Source organism: Pseudomonas fluorescens (genome assembly GCF_902497745.1).
GTDB lineage: Bacteria > Pseudomonadota > Gammaproteobacteria > Pseudomonadales > Pseudomonadaceae > Aquipseudomonas > Aquipseudomonas fluorescens_BM.
The window spans coordinates 130,510-147,678 of record NZ_CABVHJ010000006.1; the positions used below are offsets into that span (position 1 = coordinate 130,510).

The following is a 17,169-nucleotide window of genomic DNA, read 5'->3' on the forward strand; positions in this document are numbered from 1 at the left end:
ATTCCCATCATGGGTTACTCAAAAGGGGTAGTGCGTGGACGCGTTGCTGCAGGAGTTGCCAGTGCATCAAAGCCTGGCGCGGGTATTTGCCGGTGTTGGTCAGGACGGTTTCTGGCGTGCGCTGGTGGACACTTTGCGATTGTTGGTGCCGCTGGACAACGCGCTGGTGGCGCTGATGCAAGCCGGGCAGGCGCCGCAGTTGCTGATCGACTTCGACAGCAAGGGTCGCCCCGACGAGCAGGAAGAACTGGCCGGCTACAGCGCCGGGATGTACTTGCTCGATCCGTTTTATCAAGCTGCCTCGACCGGCATTGCCGATGGTTTGCACAGCCTCGCCTCGGTGGCGCCGGACCAGTTTCTGCACAGCGAGTACTACCAGAGCTACTTTCGCTCGGTGGTGGGCGAAGACGAGTTGCAGTTCATGATCAACGTCGAGGGCGGCGTGCTCGGTTTGTCATTGGGCCGTTCGACGCCATTCGACATGGCCGAGCAGGGCAGGTTGCTGTGCGTACGCGAGTGGGTGCTGGCGGCGATGCGTCGGCATGTGCAGTTGTTGCCACCGCAGGGTGCGGTGGCGGAGGCGGTGGTCGGGGATCTGGCGACGTTGCTTGACCGCTTCGATGCGCGGCTGACCGTGCGTGAGGTCGACACGGCACGGCTGATCTTGCAGGGCTTCTCCAGCAAGGCGATGGCCCAGCAGATGGGCATCTCGCCGGAGACGGTCAAGGTGCATCGGCGCAATCTGTATCACAAGCTCAATGTCACCGGGCATGGCGAGTTGTTTGCGCTGGTGTTGCGCCCTCACTGAAGATCATCAGCCGTACCCATAAACCTGTGGGAGCGAGCTTGCTCGCGAATGCGGTAGATCAGTCAACCTCACAGGCGACTGCCAAAACGCTTTCGCGAGCAAGCTCGCTCCCACAAGGGATGTGTGTTGTTCAGGGGATCTTCTGGGTGTCAGGCGGTGCGCTGGAAGACCAAAGCCTTGAGGCCGCTTTCAGGATCAATGTCCGGAAACTCCGGCGGATTCTCCAGCCGCTCTACAAAGCGCAGGCTCGGCGCTTCCTGGGTCACGCCATCGATCAGAAAGTCCGAACCGAACGCCGGATCGTTCATGCACGCCAGCACTGTGCCTTGGGGCGTGAGCAATTCCGGCAAACGACGCAGCACGCGCTGGTAGTCCTTGGTCAGCAGGAAACTGCCTTTCTGAAACGACGGCGGATCGATGATCACCAGATCATACGGGCCGCTGTTGATCACTTTGCCCCAGGACTTGAACAGGTCGTGGCCAAGGAAACTGACTTTGCTCAAGTCATGACCGTTCAAGCGATGATTGTCGCGACCCCGGCTCAGAGCTGCGCGCGACATGTCCAGATTGACCACATGGCTGGCACCACCCTCGATGGCTGCCACGGAAAAACCACAGGTGTAGGCGAACAGGTTGAGGATGCGTTTGCCATCGGCCTGTTCGCGCACCCAGTTGCGCCCGTAACGCATGTCGAGAAACAGCCCGGCGTTCTGCTTGCGACCCAGATCGACACGGTACTGTAAGGCGCCTTCAACGATGGTCATTTCGTCGATTTCATCGCCCAGCAACCATTCGGCAGTGCTTTGCGGCAAGTAGCGATGCTGGATCAGCAAGGAGTGGGCGCCGGACTGTTTCCATTCGGCGGACCCCGTGAGCTCCAGCAGCAGCGCCTTGAGATTCTCCAGTTGCTCAGGCGCCGGCTCCTTGAACAGCGACACCAGCACCACGCCTTGCAGCCAGTCCACGGTCAACTGCTCCAGCCCGGCCCAGCAGCGTCCGCGCCCGTGGAACAGACGGCGGGTTTCGCTCGGCGCTGCCGCAAGGGCCGGCAGCAGATGGGCGTGGAGGGTGACGAGGGCTTCAGGGTTCATCGGTCAGGATCGGCAAGCAAAAGGGCCGGCATTTTAACCACAAATCCGTCGTCGCGAACGATTGCCTGCGACGGGGAAAAATGGCCATTCGCAAAAGACCTGTATCAAAAATGAATTTCTGCAGAGCCCACCGCTCATACCAGATAAGCAGCGGATTCAAGCCGCTAAATCGTTAATGCAATTCAGGGAGTGCGGTTCCATGTGCCCAATATTGACGGCGAACGCGGACCTTCCTGGCGGGTTGATTCTGGTGGTTGAGGATGATCCGTTGATTCTGGAGTTTCTCTGCGAAATTCTTCAGGAGGAAGGTTTCAAGGTCGAGCCGCGCACCAGCGCGGATGACGCCAAGCTGTATCTGGAAGAGCACGCGCCGGAAGTGGCCTTGCTGCTGACCGACATCACCATGCCCGGCGAAATCAATGGCGCTGGGTTGGCCAATCTGGTCGGCGACCGCTGGCCGGATAAACCGGTAATGGTCATGTCCGGCTATGAAACGCCCGAGACTTCCGGGGTCAAGCATCCAGTGGCGTTTATCAAAAAGCCGTGGGCCATTGGGCAATTGCTCGACTGTGTCGACAGCGCCTTCAAATCCAAGGCACCGCGCCTGCACTGACACACTGGGTGGATCGACCGGGCAAGTGCTACATTGCCCGCCCGGTCTTTTGCCAGAGGATGCGACCCTTTGTCTGCTCACGATGCTTTATTTGATCGCGCGTTCGGCGCGTTTCTGTTCGACATGGACGGCACTGTCCTCAATTCCATCGCCGCCGCCGAGCGGATCTGGTCAGCCTGGGCTTTGCGCCATGGTGTCGATGTGGAAACCTTTTTGCCGACCATTCATGGTGCGCGAGCCATCGACACGATCAATCGCCTGAACCTGCCGGGCGTGGATGCCGAGGCGCAAGCGGCGTTCATCACCGAGGCGGAAATCGAAGACGTTGAAGGCATTGTCGAGATTCCCGGCGCGGCCAAATTTCTCAACAGCCTGCCCAGAGAACGCTGGGCGATGGTGACCTCGGCGCCACGGGATCTGGCCTTGCGGCGCATGGCGGCGGCGGGGATTCCGGAGCCTGCGGTGATGATCACCGCTGAAGATGTGAAGGCCGGCAAACCTGATCCGGCAGGCTATTTACTGGCAGCCAAACGACTTGGCCAGGAGCCGCATGATTGCCTGATCTTCGAAGACGCCACCGTCGGTATTCAGGCTGCCGAAGCGGCCGGCGCGCCGCTGATGATCATCACCACCACGCACCAGCATCCGCTGGAAACGGCCCATGCGACGTTGGCCAGTTATGCTGCGGTGCAGGTAAAAGTCGACAGCGCGGGCCAGCTCCACCTGCAACGCAACTGACACAACACAATCCCTGTGGGAGCGAGCCTGCTCGCGAAAGCATTGTCATGGCCAATATTGATATTGGCTGACCCACCGCTTTCGCGAGCAGGCTCGCTCCCACATTTTTCCAGTGTGGATTGAAGATCAGTAAACCCCCGGCAGCAAACGCCAACTCCGCGCGCAATAAGCGTCATACTCCGCCCCAAACTGCGCCCGCAGCAGGGCTTCTTCCGAGTGAATCCGGGCAATCAACGGGATCAACGTCAGCGCTGCCAGTATCAATCCGACCACCGAACGAAACGCTAATGCCCAACCCACGGCATTGACCACCAACCCCAGATAACTCGGATTGCGCAGGTGCTCGTAGATGCCGTCCGTGACCAGTCGATGCCCCGGCTGAATCGCCACCAATCCACTGAAGCGCCGCCCCAGCACAAACACCGGCCACAATCGAAGCGTGCCGCCAACGATAAACAGCAAAGCGCCGAGCCAACGCACGCCCTCACCACCAAACGTCCAGAAGTTCACCCGGTCGCAATAGGCTGGCAAGAATCCACTGACCAGTCCAATCACACCAAACGCCGGAATCACCCAGCGATTGGCGCGATCTTCACGTTCGCCAGAACTGAGGTTGACCTCACTGAACAGTGAAGCAATCACCATCGCCACCGTCGCCAATGCCACGATCACCAATGAACCATGGGAAAAGAACATCGCCACCCCACCAATGCCCCACACCGCCAGACCCAGCCAGGCGAGGGTGGCGAGTACCGCGACGACGGTCATTTGCGCAGACATTTTCATGGTCAACTCACGGCTGGTTGCGTTTCCGTTGAGTGTAGATCCACCGCAAAACCTGTGGGCGCGAGCCTGCTCGCGAAAGCGTTGGGTCAGTCAATTTCTTATCTTGGATGTGCCGGCCCTTTCGCGAGCAAGCTCGCTCCCACAGGGATCTGCGTTGAACAGAGAATGCGAGATCACTTCTGAACCTGTGGGAGCGAGCTTGCTCGCGAAGGCGTTGGGTCAGTCAAATTCGATGTTGGATGTGCCGGCCCCTTCGCGAGCAGGCTCGCTCCCACAGGGGTCTGCGTTGAACAGAGAATGCGAGATCACGTCTGAAGGTGTGGGCGCGAGCCTGCTCGCGAAAGCGTTGGGTCAGTCAATTTCTTATCTTGGATGTGCCGGCCCTTTCGCGAGCAAGCTCGCTCCCACAGGGATCTGTGTTGAACAGAGAATGCGAGATCACTTCTGAACCTGTGGGAGCGAGCTTGCTCGCGAAGGGGCCATGTCAGTCAGCAGATACCTTGTCGTCAGTCAGGACTTTGCGGAACGTTTCTACCAACGGTCGCAAATTGATCCGGTGCCACGCTGCCCACAATGGCGTAGTCAGCGTCAGCCACGGCAGTTCTCGCAACACCACACCCGGCGGGGCGTTATGGCTCAGGCCTTTCTGAATCATCGCAATCCCCAGCCCCGACGCCACCAGCCCCAGCGCGGTAAACGGCTCGGTCGCCTGCATGCGCACATCCGGAGTGAAGCCGGCGCGGATGCAGGCGCTGACAAACTCATCGTTGGCATCCTGACGCGGCTGCACGCCGATCCACTCCTGAGCGGCCAGATCCTCCGGCTTCAACGCAGCCTGCTGCGCTAACGGATGATGTTCCGGCAACGCCAGCAGCATCGGCTCATCCAGCACCTGAAAGCCCAGCAGATCAGGATCGTCATCGGTCGGCGGCTCACTCACCAAGGCAATATCGAGACTACGCTGCCGCAGGCCTTCCAATTGCTCGGCGGAACTAAGGTTGTACAGCGCGACGTGAACGTTGGGACGATCCGCGCGCAATACGCGCAAGGCATTGGGCAGGACTCCGGCGTGCATGGCGTTCTCGATATAGCCGATGCACAGGCCACCTTCTTCGCCGCGACCGAGGCGTTTGCCGAGGGATTCGAGGCGATTGGCGTGGGTCAGCAGGGCGCGGGTTTCGGCAAGAAAAGTCTGGCCGTCGCGGGTCAGGCGAATGCGTTGCTGACTACGCTCGAACAGCGTCAGGCCCAAGCGCTCTTCGAGCTGGGCGATCTGCCGGCTCAGTGGCGACTGGGAAATATGCAGCCGTTCGGCGGCGCGGCCGACGTGTTCTTCCTCGGCGACTACAACGAAGTAGCGCAATTGGCGGATATCGATCATGTCAGACCTATAGGGACTCAAGTGCTGCGCATTATGTCTTGGACGGTCTCGGTGTCGCAATCTAGGATCTGCTCAACGGTCACACCGACCCAGAACCTATTGAGGAAAAACCAATGAGCTTGAAAGACAAACTGCCCGGCCAGCTGGGCTTCGGCACCGCACCACTGGGCAACATGTTCCGCGCCATCCCGGAAGCCGAAGCGCAAGCCACCGTGCATGCCGCGTGGGATGCCGGCGTGCGTTACTTCGATACCGCGCCGTTCTACGGTTCGGGCCTGTCGGAAATCCGCCTCGGCGAAGCGCTCAAGCAATACAAGCGCGACGACTACGTGCTCAGCAGCAAGGTCGGCCGGGTAATTCTCGATGAAGTCGAAGACGCCGCTGCCCGTGATCTCGGCGAGAAAAGCGGCGTGTTCGAACACGGTCGCCCGAACAAGATCGTCAATGACTACAGCGCCGATGCGACTATGCGTTCGATCGAAGACAGCCTCAAGCGCCTGCAAACCGATCGCCTCGACATCGTCTGGGTGCACGACATCGCTCAGGATTTCTACGGCGATCAATGGCTGGAATACTTCAATCAGGCCCGCACCGGCGCATTCAAAGTGCTGACCCGCTTGCGCGAAGAAGGCGTGATCAAAGGCTGGGGCCTGGGCGTGAACAAAGTCGAGCCGTGCGAATTGACCCTCGACCTCAGCGAAGCGCAGCCGGACGGTTTTCTGCTGGCCGGTCGCTACACGCTGCTCGATCACGAACGCCCGTTGCAACGCTTGATGGATGCGGCGCTGGCGCAGAACGTTGAAATTGTCGTCGGTGGCCCTTACAGCTCGGGCATCCTCGCCGGTGGTGCGCACTTCGAATACCAGAAAGCCAACCCTGAGGTCATCGCCAAGGTCGAGCAGATCAAACGCATCGCCGCCGCGTACAACGTTGATATCAAAGCCGCTGCGCTACAGTTTTCGCTGGCCAATCCTGCTGTTGCGGCGGTCATTCCCGGCGCAAGCAAACCCGGCCGAATTGCTGAAGATGTCGCCGCATTGTCAGCCGTTATTCCTGCCGGTTTCTGGCAGGCGATGCGCGACGCCAGACTGGTTTCCGAACGTGCACCATTGCCAATCGATGAGGTGAAAGCATGAAGATTGATCTGAGTGGAAAACTGGCCATTGTCAGCGGCAGCACTGCGGGCATTGGTCTGGGCATAAGCCAGTCGCTGGCTGAATCCGGGGCCACGGTGGTCGTGATCGGCCGTGACACGGGAAAGGTCGAGCAAGCGCTGGCGAGTATTCGCGAGAAAGTCCCGGGTGCACAATTGCGCGGTTTGACTGCCGATCTGGGCACCGCCGAAGGCGCGCAGAAACTGTTCGCCGCTGAACCACGTGCGGACATTCTGGTGAATAACCTCGGCATCTTCGACGCGGTTGATTTCTTCGAAGCACCGGACAGCGAGTGGACGCGTTTCTATGAGGTCAACGTGATTTCCGGCGTGCGTCTGGCGCGGCATTACGTGCCGGCGATGGTCGAGCAGGGCTGGGGCCGGGTGATTTTCCTGTCTTCGGAATCCGGTGTGGCAACGCCAGCGGACATGATCAACTATGGCGTGACCAAAAGCGCCAATCTGGCGGTATCCCACGGTCTGGCCAAACGTCTGGCTGGCACCGGGGTGACCGTCAATGCGATCCTGCCGGGGCCGACCTTCACCGATGGCCTTGAAGACATGCTCAAGGACGCCGCGGCCGAATCCGGGCGCAACCTGCGCGATGAAGCTGACGCTTTTGTGCGCAAGGCGCGGCCGACGTCGATCATCCAGCGTGTCGCGGATGTTGAAGAGGTCGCGCACCTGGTCACCTACATCGCTTCGCCGCTGTCCTCAGCCACCACCGGCGCCGCGTTGCGCGTCGATGGCGGTGTGGTCGACAGCCTCACGATCTGAATTCCCGAGAGAGACATTTATCTATGCCTACAGCATCTGCAACCATCGACATCCCGGCTTCGGCCGATCAGGTCTGGCAATTGATCGGCGGCTTCAACACGCTGCCCGACTGGCTGCCGTTTATTCCCAACAGTGAACTGAGCGACGGCGGCCGCGTGCGCACCCTGCAAACCGCTGACGGCGGCGTGGTGGTCGAGCGTCTGCAAGCGTTCGACAACGCCGAGAAAACCTACAGCTATTCGATCGAACAGGCACCGTTCCCGGCGACTGATTATCTGGCGACGATCAAGGTCGAAGCCCAGGGGCAGGGCGCGCGGGTGACGTGGTCGGGGCGTTTCAACGCCAAAGGCGTGAGCGATGAGGAAGTGGTGGCGTTGTTTAACGGCATCTATCAGGGTGGCCTCGAGGCACTCCGAGCCAATTACCCATCCTGATCATTGAGCACAAAACCCTGTGGGAGCGAGCCTGCTCGCGAAGAGGGACTGTCAGGCAACATCTTTGTTGAATGACTCACCGCTTTCGCGAGCAGGCTCGCTCCCACATTGATTGCATTTCAAGGTAGAAGTCAGGAATTCTCGATCAGGCTCTGCCGGCAATCGAGCACCAGTTTCGCTCCACCGAGATCACTGCTGCCAACTTCAAGACTGAAGCCATGCAAGCTGACAATCGCCGCGACAATCGACAGCCCCAAACCAAAACCACCCTGCGGCTGCCCACCCTCTGCACGATAAAAGCGCTGGAACACCGCCTCACGCTCAGCCTCGGGAATCCCCGGCCCTGAGTCGTGCACCTCAATCCGCGTCTGCCCACCCGCGTTCACCCCGCGCAACATCACCGTGCCGCCCGGTGGCGTGAACTTGATCGAGTTGCTCAGCAGATTCGCCAGCGCCTCGAACAACAACGCTCGGTCGCCATTGAGCGCCGGCAACGTCTCCGGCATGTTCAGCTCGAAACGCAGCTCGCCTTCCTCGGCCAGTGGCAGATAAAACTCATGCAGTTCTTCCAGCAATTGCACCGGATCGAGTTCGACAAAACCTGAACGGCGCTGGCGATCCTCAAGTTCGGAGATCCGCAGCAATCCGCGAAACCGCGCCATCAGCGTGTCAGCTTCGGCCAGCACCAGATCCAGCTGCGCCGCTTCCTGCGAGCCTTCGCCGGCCTGCTGCTGCATGCGATACAACTGCGCGCGCAGACGCGTCAGTGGTGTGCGCAAATCATGGGCGATGTTGTCGCAGACGCCTTTGACTTCATTCATCAAACGCTCGATGCGCTCCAGCATCGCGTTGACGATGGCGGCGAGCATGTCCAGTTCATCGCGGCGATTGGACAGCGGCAAACGGTGGGTCAGATCGCCGGCGACAATCGCCTGGGCGCTGTCCTGAATCGCCCGTATCCGGCGCAACGGTCGCCGCCGCAGCAAATGCCAACCGGCAATCCCCGGCAGAATCGTCAGCGACACGCCCCAGAACAACGCATGCAAAATGATCCGCGTCACCGCAAACAGCGAGCCGTTGTCGCGCAGCAGCACCAGCCAGCGGCCGTCGCGGGTTTGCGTGGCGACCGCGTCGCAGCTGTCATTGGGCAGGGTCGGATCGTCGGAGTCGGCGCAGTCGGCGAGCATGTGGATCTTGCCGTCCAGCTGCAGGCCTTCGGGGATCTGCTGGAGTGCGCCGCCGAGGTATACGCCTTGCGCATCGAACAGGCCATAAGCGTCGATACCGCGAATGTCGAAGGTCATGCTGGCGGCGAGGGCGTCTTCCAGTTGCTCGCCGCGAAAGTGCGAAAACAGGTGCTGACGTTGCATCAGCGAATGTTTGGCGAGGTTGTCGAGGTAGCCGGAGACCTCGTAATACATGACCCCCATGAGGATCGCACTCCACGCCACGAACAGCGAACTGTACAGCGCCAGCAAGCGGCTGCTGGAGGAACGCCAGCCGTCAGACGGGTTCGGCAATGACATAACCGGAGCCCCGTACCGTGCGGATCAGCGGCACATTGCCGACGGCGTCGATCTTCTTGCGCAGACGGCCGATGTGCACGTCGATCAGGTTGGTGCCGGGGTCGAAGTGATAACCCCAGACCTCTTCGAAAATCATCATCCGCGAGAGGATCTGGCCGCTGTTGCGCATCAGGAATTCGAGCAGCTTGTACTCGGTGGGCAGCAGCGTCAGCACTTGTTCGGCACGGCGCGCTTCGTGGCTGATCAAATCCAGCTCCAGGTCGGCGACCTGCAAGGTCGTTGCTTGAGTCGCGCCGCTGTTCTGCCGACGCAACAAGACTTCAACCCGTGCGGCCATTTCATCGGTGGCGAACGGCTTGGTCAGGTAGTCATCGCCGCCGGCGCGCAAGCCGCGCACACGCTCGTCGACATCGGAGAGGGCGCTGATCATCAGAATCGGCGTGGCCACGCCCATTGTGCGCAGGGTGGTGACGATGGCCAGGCCATCGAGTTCGGGCAGCATGCGGTCGAGGGTGATCAGGTCGTAGTTGCCGCTCACGGCGCGGTCGAGGCCTTCGCGGCCATTGTCGACCCAGTCGACGTCCAGTCCGTGGCTGCTCAGTTCGGCGACGATTTCCCGGGCGGTCACGGCGTCGTCTTCGATGGTCAAGATACGAGTCATAGGCAGACCTGCTGATCGGTTCAAACGGAATGGCAGCATTTTGCCAAGAAAATCCGCTGACGCTTTAAATTAACTTTCATGTTCACCTGTCACAAACGCAAATTTCGAGTGTGATGGGTATCCGAAGCCAATGCATAAAACCCGCTGTTATCCGGCAGTTGTTGCAATTTGCAAGGTTTTCGGAAGTTCATTCTTTATAACTGGCTGAAATTAAAGGACTTAATTAATTCTCGCGAATGGCACGGTCGCTGCAATTCATCTGATGACGAGTTGTAACACCATTTTTCATGCCTGGAGCAGAACAACAATGAATAGATCCCCTGATGGGTTTTATCCCGCCGTTGAAGAGTCGAGCAGCGTTTCGGGCGTGTCCTGGGGCGCGATCTTCGCCGGTGCTGCGGCTGCCGCTGCACTGTCGATGATTCTGGTCCTGCTCGGATTCGGTTTGGGTTTCTCTGCCGTTTCACCGTGGGCCGGAGAGGGCGTCAGTGCCAAAGGCCTGGGCATTTCAACAATCGTCTGGCTGGCGGCGACGCAGATCATCGCTTCCGGCATGGGTGGCTACATCGCCGGTCGCCTGCGGGTGAAGTGGGCGAACATGCACGGTGACGAGGTGTATTTCCGCGACACCGCGCACGGCTTCCTTGCCTGGTGCGTGGCTACGTTGGTCACCGCTGTGCTGGTGGTCGGTTCGGTCAGCAGCGTCATCAGTGGTGGTGTCCAGGCCGGTGCCAGTGTTGCTGGCGGTGCCGCCGGAGCCATGACTCAGGCAGCCGGTACTGCAGCGGCGAACACCGACAGCAACCAGTACGGTTACTACATCGACAGCCTGTTCCGCGATGACCGTCCAGCCTCCGTCAGCGATGACGCCGCGCATGGCGCCGTGGCCCGGATCTTTGCGCAAAGTCTGGCCAACGGTCAGTTGAGTGCCGAAGACCGTACCTACCTTGCGCAACTGGTCGCCCAACGGACCAACCTGACTCAGGCTGATGCCGAGCGCCGCGTCGATGAAATCTACGCGCGCACTCAGAAGGCTGTGGCCGACGCCAAACTGAAAGCTCAACAAGCCGCCGACACCGCCGCGAAAGTCGCTGCCTGGACCTCGCTGTGGATGTTTATCTCGCTGTTGGCCGGTGCGTTCTTTGCCAGCCTCGCGGCTACTTACGGCGGTCGCCGCCGCGATGCCGTCGAGTACGTAGAAGTCGACACCTACACCACGACCACTCCAGTCCGTTAAACAAGGAGCATGACCATGCGCTCACTTCTGCTGTTTTTCCTCGGCGTACCGATCCCGATCATCATCCTGATCGCCCTGTTCGTGCACTGATTGCTCCATTGAGGCCCATGCCTCGGCCGCTTCCACCTTCGGGTGGAAGCGGCTTTTTGCTTTCTGCGGGGGCAACAGCGAGAATCGCCGCCGGAAGTGGATTGGCCGCTTTTACCTCTCTTTAAGGATGAACACGTTGGACAAGAAGGAAATCAAACGCCAGTTGGTGGAGATGCTCGAAGCCGGGCGCTCGAAAACCGAAACGTTCAAGGCGTTGTCGGGCGGAGCGGTCAAGGATCGCGTGTTGGCGGCCTGGATCGGAGGGCGCCCGGATCCGGCCCTCAGAGCAAAGCATTCACTCAAAGTCATCCTGCTGATCGTGTTGACCTGCATTCAGGCATTGATCGGCTCAGTCGTCGGTTTCTTCCTGTTCTATGACGCAAGCGCCGGTCTGGCACTGACCATGTTGCTGATCGCTGGTGGCATTCCGTTGTTGTTTGCATGGGGCTTCTACAAGAACGTGGCGGCGGCTTACACCGTTTACGTCCTCCTCACCATCAGTCAGGTTTCACGCATGTTCAAGGGCTATGAGGAAGATCCGCTGTCGACCGTGATTGCCGTCGGCATCACCCTGGCCATTGTGTTCTACGCTGCCTGGATCAAATCCCTGCTGTTCCCGGACCTGGGTTTCATCGGCGCGAAAAAGATCAAAGGGCAATTCGTCTTCTCCAATTGATCGTTGGACAATCCAACCGCTTTCACTGGCCTGGATCAATATTTCGAGCGGCGAGATCGCCTAACGTAAATGATCCCGGCCTTTGCTGAGGTATGAACTACAGTGCTTCACGCGCACCTTGTTGCGCTGACGAAGTACCCGCGTCGACGCTCCCTCATAGCCACAATAAACGCGTCGACCCGGTGTAGTGCGGCAAGGAGCTGACACCACCTCAACCGAACCTTCACGGATGAACATTGCAATGCACTGCCAAGAAAGAACCTTCGATATCCAGCCGTTGGCGCAGGCGGATATGACCGTCCACATCAACGGCCAAGCGGTCACCGCCGCCATTGGCGAAACCGTCCTCAGCGTTATCCAGTCCCTCGGCGTGCGTCAGATTGCACGCAACGATCACAACCAGATCACCGGCGCCTATTGCGGCATGGGCGTGTGCCAGTGCTGTCTGGTGAAAATCAATGGCCGGCACAAACGCCGCGCCTGCCAGACCGTGGTGCGTGACGGCATGCACATCGAAACCCAGGTCAACCGCATCACCGCGCAGGAGGTGGTCGTATGAGCCTGCAACCGGTCATTGTCGGCGGCGGCCCGGCGGGGATGGCGGCAGCCATCGAACTGGCGCGCCACGGCGTGCGCTGCACCTTGTTCGAAGAAGCTTCGCGCCTCGGCGGCGTGGTCTATCGCGGGCCGTTGCGTGACGGCGTGCAACTGGATTATCTCGGCCCGCGTTACTCCGAAGCACTGGGCAAGCTGCACGGTGATTTTCAGGAGCAGGCCGGGCTGATCGACGTGCGCCTCAACCATCGCGTGGTCGGCGCTGAAGGCACCCGCGCGCTGATGGTGCTCGATAGCGACGAGCAATTGCACGAGATCGAGTACCCGCAATTGCTCATGGCTGCCGGTTGCCATGAACGTAGCGTGCCGTTTCCGGGCTGGACCTTGCCGGGGGTGATCATGCTCGGCGGTCTGCAACTGCAAATCAAAAGCGGCGTGGTCAAGCCGCAAGGGCCGGTGATCATCGCCGGCACCGGGCCGTTGCTGCCGCTGGTGGCGACACAACTGCACGCCGCAGGTGTCAGCGTTGCGGGCGTGTATGAGGCCTGTGCGTTCGGCAAGATCGCCCGTGAAAGTCTGGCGCTGCTGAACAAGCCGCAGCTGTTTCTCGACGGTTTGAGCATGCTCGCCTACCTGAAACTGCACGGCATCCCGATGAACTACGGCTGGGGCGTGGTCGAGGCCCACGGCGAGGGCGAGCTGAAAAGCGTCAGCGTCGCGCCATATTCGGCCACTTGGGAACCGGACATGAGCCGTGTCGAGCGCTTCGAAGCCAAGACCCTCGCGGTGGGTTACGGCTTTATTCCGCGCACCCAACTGAGCCAGCAGATGGGCCTGGATCATGGCTTCAGCGACGACGGTTATCTGCGCGCCAACGCGAACGTCTGGCAGCAAAGCAATCAACCGCACGTACATCTGGCCGGCGACATGGGCGGAATTCGCGGTGGTGAAGCAGCGATGCTCGCCGGCAAGATCGCCGCAACCTCGATTCTGCTGCAACGCGGTGTCCTCGAGGAGGAACTGGCTCGCGTGCGCCGCGACCGCTACTTGAGCAAACTCAAAGCCATCGTACGCTTCCGCGCCGCCGTGGATCGCTACACCGAACGTGGCGTCGGCCAGACTGCATTGCCCGCCGCCGATACGGTGATCTGCCGTTGCGAACACGCCACCCGCGCCGACATCGACCTGGCGCTGGAGCAGGGCGTGCAAGACATCGCCAGCCTGAAAATGCGCACCCGGGTGAGCATGGGCGATTGCCAGGGGCGCATGTGCGTCGGCTACTGCAGCGATCGCTTGCGTCAGGCTACCGGGCGCAAGGATGTCGGTTGGTTGCGCCCGCGTTTCCCGATCGATCCGATTCCTTTTTCCGCATTCCAGTCTGTCGGCACGGAGGCCGCTGCCCATGAGTAAGTTCTATGACGTGGTCATCGCCGGTGGTGGCGTGATCGGGGCGTCCTGCGCCTATCAATTGTCCAAACGCAAAAACCTCAAGGTCGCGCTGATCGATGCCAAGCGCCCGGGCAACGCGACGCGTGCTTCGGCCGGTGGCTTGTGGGCGATTGGTGAGTCGGTCGGTCTCGGCTGCGGGGTGATTTTCTTCCGCATGATGTCGGCCAACCGCAAGCGCGAAACCCAGGGCGCGGCGGTGGCTGTGGATGCGAGCACGCCGCACATTCTGCCGGAGTCGTTCTTCGATTTTGCTTTGCAGTCCAACGCGCTGTACCCGGCGTTGCACCGAGAGCTGAAAGACAATCACGGGATGGATTTCAAGTTCGAAAAGACCGGGCTGAAGTTCGTCATCTATGACGATGAAGACCGGCTCTACGCCGAGCACATCGTCGGTTGCATCCCGCATCTGGCCGATCAGGTGCGCTGGCTCGATCAGGCGGCGCTGCGTGAGTCCGAGCCTAGCGTCAGCCATGAAGCACGCGGGGCGCTGGAGTTTCTCTGCGACCATCAAGTCAGCCCGTTCCGCCTCGCCGACGCCTACATGGAAGGTGCGAGACAGAATGGCGTCGACATTTTCGTCAACACCAACGTCACCGGCGTGTTGCACCACGGCAGCCGCGTCACCGGTGTACAAACGGCCGAGGAGGGCGTGTTCCACTGCAAGACGTTGATCAACGCCAGCGGTGCCTGGGCGGCGGACTTGAGTGAATGGGCGACGGGAATTCGCATCCCGGTGAAACCGGTGAAGGGCCAGATTCTGCTGACCGAGCGCATGCCGAAAATCCTCAACGGCTGCCTGACCACCAGCGATTGCTACGTGGCGCAAAAGGACAATGGCGAGATCCTGATCGGCAGCACCACCGAAGACAAAGGCTTCGACGTCACCACCACCTACCCGGAAATCGCCGGCCTGGTGCAGGGTGCGGTGCGTTGCCTGCCGGAACTCAAGGACGTCAATCTGAAGCGCACGTGGGCGGGCTTGCGTCCGGGTTCGCCGGATGAGTTACCGATCCTCGGGCCGATGCGTGGGGTGGAGGGGTATTTGAATGCCTGCGGGCATTTCCGCACCGGGATTCTGACCTCGGCGATTACTGGTGTGTTGCTGGATAAGCTGGTCAACGATGAACCGCTGCCGTTGGACATCACGCCGTTTTTGGCGGATCGCTTTGAAACAGCCCAGGTTAAGCAATCACTGGAATTAGAACTGGCTTAGGCCTTGGCTATCACAGGTTTTGTGAGCACCGAAAATCACTGTGGGAGCGAGCTTGCTCGCGAAAGCGGTCTGTCAGTCAACATCTCAATGACTGACAGATTGCATTCGCGAGCAGGCTCGCTCCCACATGGGGTTTTGTATGTGGCTCAGGTGTTGCGTGATTCTTCTTCGAGCTGGTCCGACTCGAACAACCGCGCCAGTTCCGCCCGGGCTTCCTGGGCGGTTTGCAGGACTTTGGCCGCATCGTCGTAGATCGCGTGTTGCGCCTCCAGCACCTGTTCGTCGTGATGCTTGAAGCGCTTGATCCGCGCATCGGCCTGGGCCTGGGTCAAACCAAGTCCCACCAAGGTGCGCCGGCTCATCTCCAGACTTGAGTAATACGTCTCACGAATCGCCTCCGCGCCGACATCGACCAAACGGTGCACATGCTGACGGTTACGCGCCCGGGCGATGATCTTCATGTGCGGATACAGCTTGCGCACCACCTCGGCGGTCTTGATGTTGGTCTCCGGATCATCCGTGGCAATCACGAAATATTCCGCCTCGCCAACCTTGGCCGCATTGAGGATTTCCGGGCGCATCGGGTCGCCGTAGAACACCGGCACACCACCAAAACTGCGCGACAGTTCGATGGTTTCCACCGAGGTGTCCAGCGCGACGAATTTGATGTTCTGCGCTCGCAGAATCCGCGCCACAATCTGGCCCATCCGGCCCATGCCAGCAATCACCACACGCGGGGTGTCAGTGTCGATCTCACGGTATTTTTCCGGCACTTCCACCGGCTGCACTTTCGGGCTGACCAGCCGCGCGCAGAGCAACAGCAACAACGGCGTCACCGCCATCGACAGGGTGATGGTCAGCACCAGCAAGTCATACAAGCGCGGTTCGAACAGGCCCTGATCACGACCGATCTTGAACACCACAAAGGCAAATTCACCACCCGCCGCCAACACGATACCGAGGCGTATTGCACTGACCTTGTTCAAGCCACCGGCCAGGCGTCCGACGACAAACAGCAGCGGCAATTTCAGCCCGATCAACAGCAGCGTCAGCCCCAACACGGTGATCGGCGCACTGAGCAGCAAACCGAGGTTGGCGCCCATGCCCACGCTGATGAAAAACAGCCCGAGCAGCAAACCTTTGAACGGCTCGATCTGCGCTTCCAGTTCATGGCGATATTCCGAATCCGCCAACAGCAGGCCGGCTAGAAACGCGCCCAGCGCCATCGACACACCGACCAGATCCATCAACCACGCGGTGCCGATCACCACCAGCAACGCTGTGGCCGTCGACACTTCCGGCAAACCGGTTTTCGCCACCACGCGGAACACCGGACGCAGCAGATAGCGCCCACCGACCACGACCACGGCGATACCGCCGAGTACTTGCAAGGCGTGATTCAGGCCCTCGGCATTGCTGGTGTCCTGAGCACCACCGGCAAGCATCGGCACCAGCGCGATCAACGGGATCGCGGCGATGTCCTGGAACAGCAGAATCGCAAATGCCAAACGTCCATGGGGGCTGGTCAATTCTTTGCGCTCGGCCAGACTTTGCAGGCCGAATGCCGTAGAGGACAGCGCCAGACCAAGGCCAAGCACAATTGCACTGTTCAGCGGTTGGCCAAATACCGACAACGCCAGCACGCCGATCACCGAAGCCGTCAGCAGCACCTGCGCCAGACCGACGCCGAACACTGATTTGCGCATCACCCACAAGCGTCGCGGCGACAGCTCAAGGCCAATGATGAACAGCAGCAACACCACGCCCAGTTCGGAAATATGCGCGACGCTTTGTGGATTGCCGATCAGGCCCAAAACCGACGGGCCGATAATCACGCCGGCAAACAGATAACCGAGCACGGCGCCCAGTTGCAGACGTTTGGCCAAAGGCACGGTGAGCACGGCCGCGAACAGAAAGACGACAGCGGCTTGCAACAGATTGCCTTCATGGGGCATGGGGGGTACTCCTGACAACGGTACGG

17 protein-coding genes are annotated in these 17,169 nt (G+C 60.1%); 11 read left to right on the top strand and 6 right to left on the bottom strand.

Going from position 1 to position 17,169, the window contains the following annotated elements; genetic code table 11:
- The first annotated feature begins 34 nt into the window (after nucleotides 1–34).
- Nucleotides 35–808 carry a helix-turn-helix transcriptional regulator gene (locus F8N44_RS11305; RefSeq protein WP_150650353.1) on the top strand — a complete coding sequence of 258 codons (774 nt, stop codon included), beginning with the start codon at nucleotides 35–37 and terminating at the stop codon, nucleotides 806–808.
- Between the two features lie 149 nt (nucleotides 809–957).
- On the opposite strand, the gene F8N44_RS11315 is transcribed toward F8N44_RS11305, so the two are convergent.
- Entirely contained in the window at nucleotides 958–1,899 is a 942-nt protein-coding gene (locus F8N44_RS11315; protein ID WP_150650354.1) for a class I SAM-dependent methyltransferase, read from the bottom strand.
- A gap of 199 nt (nucleotides 1,900–2,098) precedes the next feature.
- Between F8N44_RS11315 and F8N44_RS11320 the strand changes: the two genes are divergently transcribed.
- Nucleotides 2,099–2,512, top strand: a complete 414-nt coding sequence (locus F8N44_RS11320; protein ID WP_150650355.1) for a response regulator — start codon at nucleotides 2,099–2,101, stop codon at nucleotides 2,510–2,512.
- 69 nt (nucleotides 2,513–2,581) lie between these two features.
- The gene (locus F8N44_RS11325) at nucleotides 2,582–3,250 is read left to right on the top strand and encodes an HAD family hydrolase (RefSeq protein WP_150650356.1); all 669 of its coding nucleotides are present in this window, start codon (nucleotides 2,582–2,584) and stop codon (nucleotides 3,248–3,250) included.
- Nucleotides 3,251–3,376: 126 nt separating this feature from the next.
- On the opposite strand, the gene F8N44_RS11335 is transcribed toward F8N44_RS11325, so the two are convergent.
- Nucleotides 3,377–4,036 (bottom strand): methyltransferase family protein, encoded by a 660-nt coding sequence (locus tag F8N44_RS11335; protein ID WP_150650358.1) that lies wholly within the window; start codon nucleotides 4,034–4,036, stop codon nucleotides 3,377–3,379.
- Nucleotides 4,037–4,520: 484 nt separating this feature from the next.
- A complete protein-coding gene (locus F8N44_RS11345; protein ID WP_150650359.1) occupies nucleotides 4,521–5,417 on the bottom strand; it encodes a LysR substrate-binding domain-containing protein in 897 nt (298 codons plus the stop codon).
- A 113-nt stretch (nucleotides 5,418–5,530) separates the two neighbouring features.
- Between F8N44_RS11345 and F8N44_RS11350 the strand changes: the two genes are divergently transcribed.
- Genes F8N44_RS11350 through F8N44_RS11360 form a run of 3 tightly spaced genes read left to right on the top strand, consistent with a single transcriptional unit; the run spans nucleotide 5,531 to nucleotide 7,781 of the window.
- Nucleotides 5,531–6,553, top strand: coding sequence for an aldo/keto reductase (locus F8N44_RS11350; RefSeq protein ID WP_150650360.1), 1,023 nt, complete (start codon nucleotides 5,531–5,533; stop codon nucleotides 6,551–6,553).
- A complete protein-coding gene (locus F8N44_RS11355; RefSeq protein WP_150650361.1) occupies nucleotides 6,550–7,347 on the top strand; it encodes an SDR family NAD(P)-dependent oxidoreductase in 798 nt (265 codons plus the stop codon). The genes F8N44_RS11350 and F8N44_RS11355 overlap by 4 nt, the downstream gene beginning before the upstream one ends.
- A 23-nt stretch (nucleotides 7,348–7,370) precedes the next feature.
- Nucleotides 7,371–7,781, top strand: a complete 411-nt coding sequence (locus F8N44_RS11360; protein ID WP_150650362.1) for an SRPBCC family protein — start codon at nucleotides 7,371–7,373, stop codon at nucleotides 7,779–7,781.
- A gap of 131 nt (nucleotides 7,782–7,912) precedes the next feature.
- Here the strand turns inward: F8N44_RS11360 and F8N44_RS11365 are convergent, their stop codons facing one another.
- Nucleotides 7,913–9,307: a sensor histidine kinase gene (locus F8N44_RS11365; RefSeq protein WP_150650363.1), complete on the bottom strand. Its 1,395-nt coding sequence runs from the start codon at nucleotides 9,305–9,307 to the stop codon at nucleotides 7,913–7,915.
- Nucleotides 9,285–9,968 (bottom strand): response regulator transcription factor, encoded by a 684-nt coding sequence (locus F8N44_RS11370; RefSeq protein WP_129394452.1) that lies wholly within the window; start codon nucleotides 9,966–9,968, stop codon nucleotides 9,285–9,287. Before F8N44_RS11370 ends, F8N44_RS11365 begins: the two co-directional genes overlap by 23 nt.
- Before the next feature lie 307 nt (nucleotides 9,969–10,275).
- On the opposite strand from F8N44_RS11370, the gene F8N44_RS11375 reads away from it, so the two are divergent.
- From F8N44_RS11375 to hcnC, 5 genes are all read left to right on the top strand, one after another.
- Complete coding sequence (locus F8N44_RS11375; RefSeq protein ID WP_150650364.1) at nucleotides 10,276–11,205, top strand: hypothetical protein; 930 nt, start codon at nucleotides 10,276–10,278, stop codon at nucleotides 11,203–11,205.
- A 226-nt stretch (nucleotides 11,206–11,431) separates the two neighbouring features.
- The gene (locus tag F8N44_RS11380) at nucleotides 11,432–11,971 is read left to right on the top strand and encodes a hypothetical protein (protein ID WP_150650365.1); all 540 of its coding nucleotides are present in this window, start codon (nucleotides 11,432–11,434) and stop codon (nucleotides 11,969–11,971) included.
- A 241-nt stretch (nucleotides 11,972–12,212) separates the two neighbouring features.
- Nucleotides 12,213–12,530, top strand: coding sequence for a cyanide-forming glycine dehydrogenase subunit HcnA (gene hcnA / locus F8N44_RS11385; RefSeq protein WP_150650366.1), 318 nt, complete (start codon nucleotides 12,213–12,215; stop codon nucleotides 12,528–12,530).
- Nucleotides 12,527–13,936, top strand: a complete 1,410-nt coding sequence (hcnB, locus tag F8N44_RS11390; protein WP_150650367.1) for a cyanide-forming glycine dehydrogenase subunit HcnB — start codon at nucleotides 12,527–12,529, stop codon at nucleotides 13,934–13,936. The genes hcnA and hcnB overlap by 4 nt, the downstream gene beginning before the upstream one ends.
- Complete coding sequence (gene hcnC / locus F8N44_RS11395; protein ID WP_150650368.1) at nucleotides 13,929–15,188, top strand: cyanide-forming glycine dehydrogenase subunit HcnC; 1,260 nt, start codon at nucleotides 13,929–13,931, stop codon at nucleotides 15,186–15,188. The genes hcnB and hcnC overlap by 8 nt, the downstream gene beginning before the upstream one ends.
- A 146-nt stretch (nucleotides 15,189–15,334) precedes the next feature.
- On the opposite strand, the gene F8N44_RS11400 is transcribed toward hcnC, so the two are convergent.
- Entirely contained in the window at nucleotides 15,335–17,143 is a 1,809-nt protein-coding gene (locus F8N44_RS11400; RefSeq protein WP_150650369.1) for a monovalent cation:proton antiporter-2 (CPA2) family protein, read from the bottom strand.
- Between the last annotated feature and the right edge of the window lie 26 nt (nucleotides 17,144–17,169).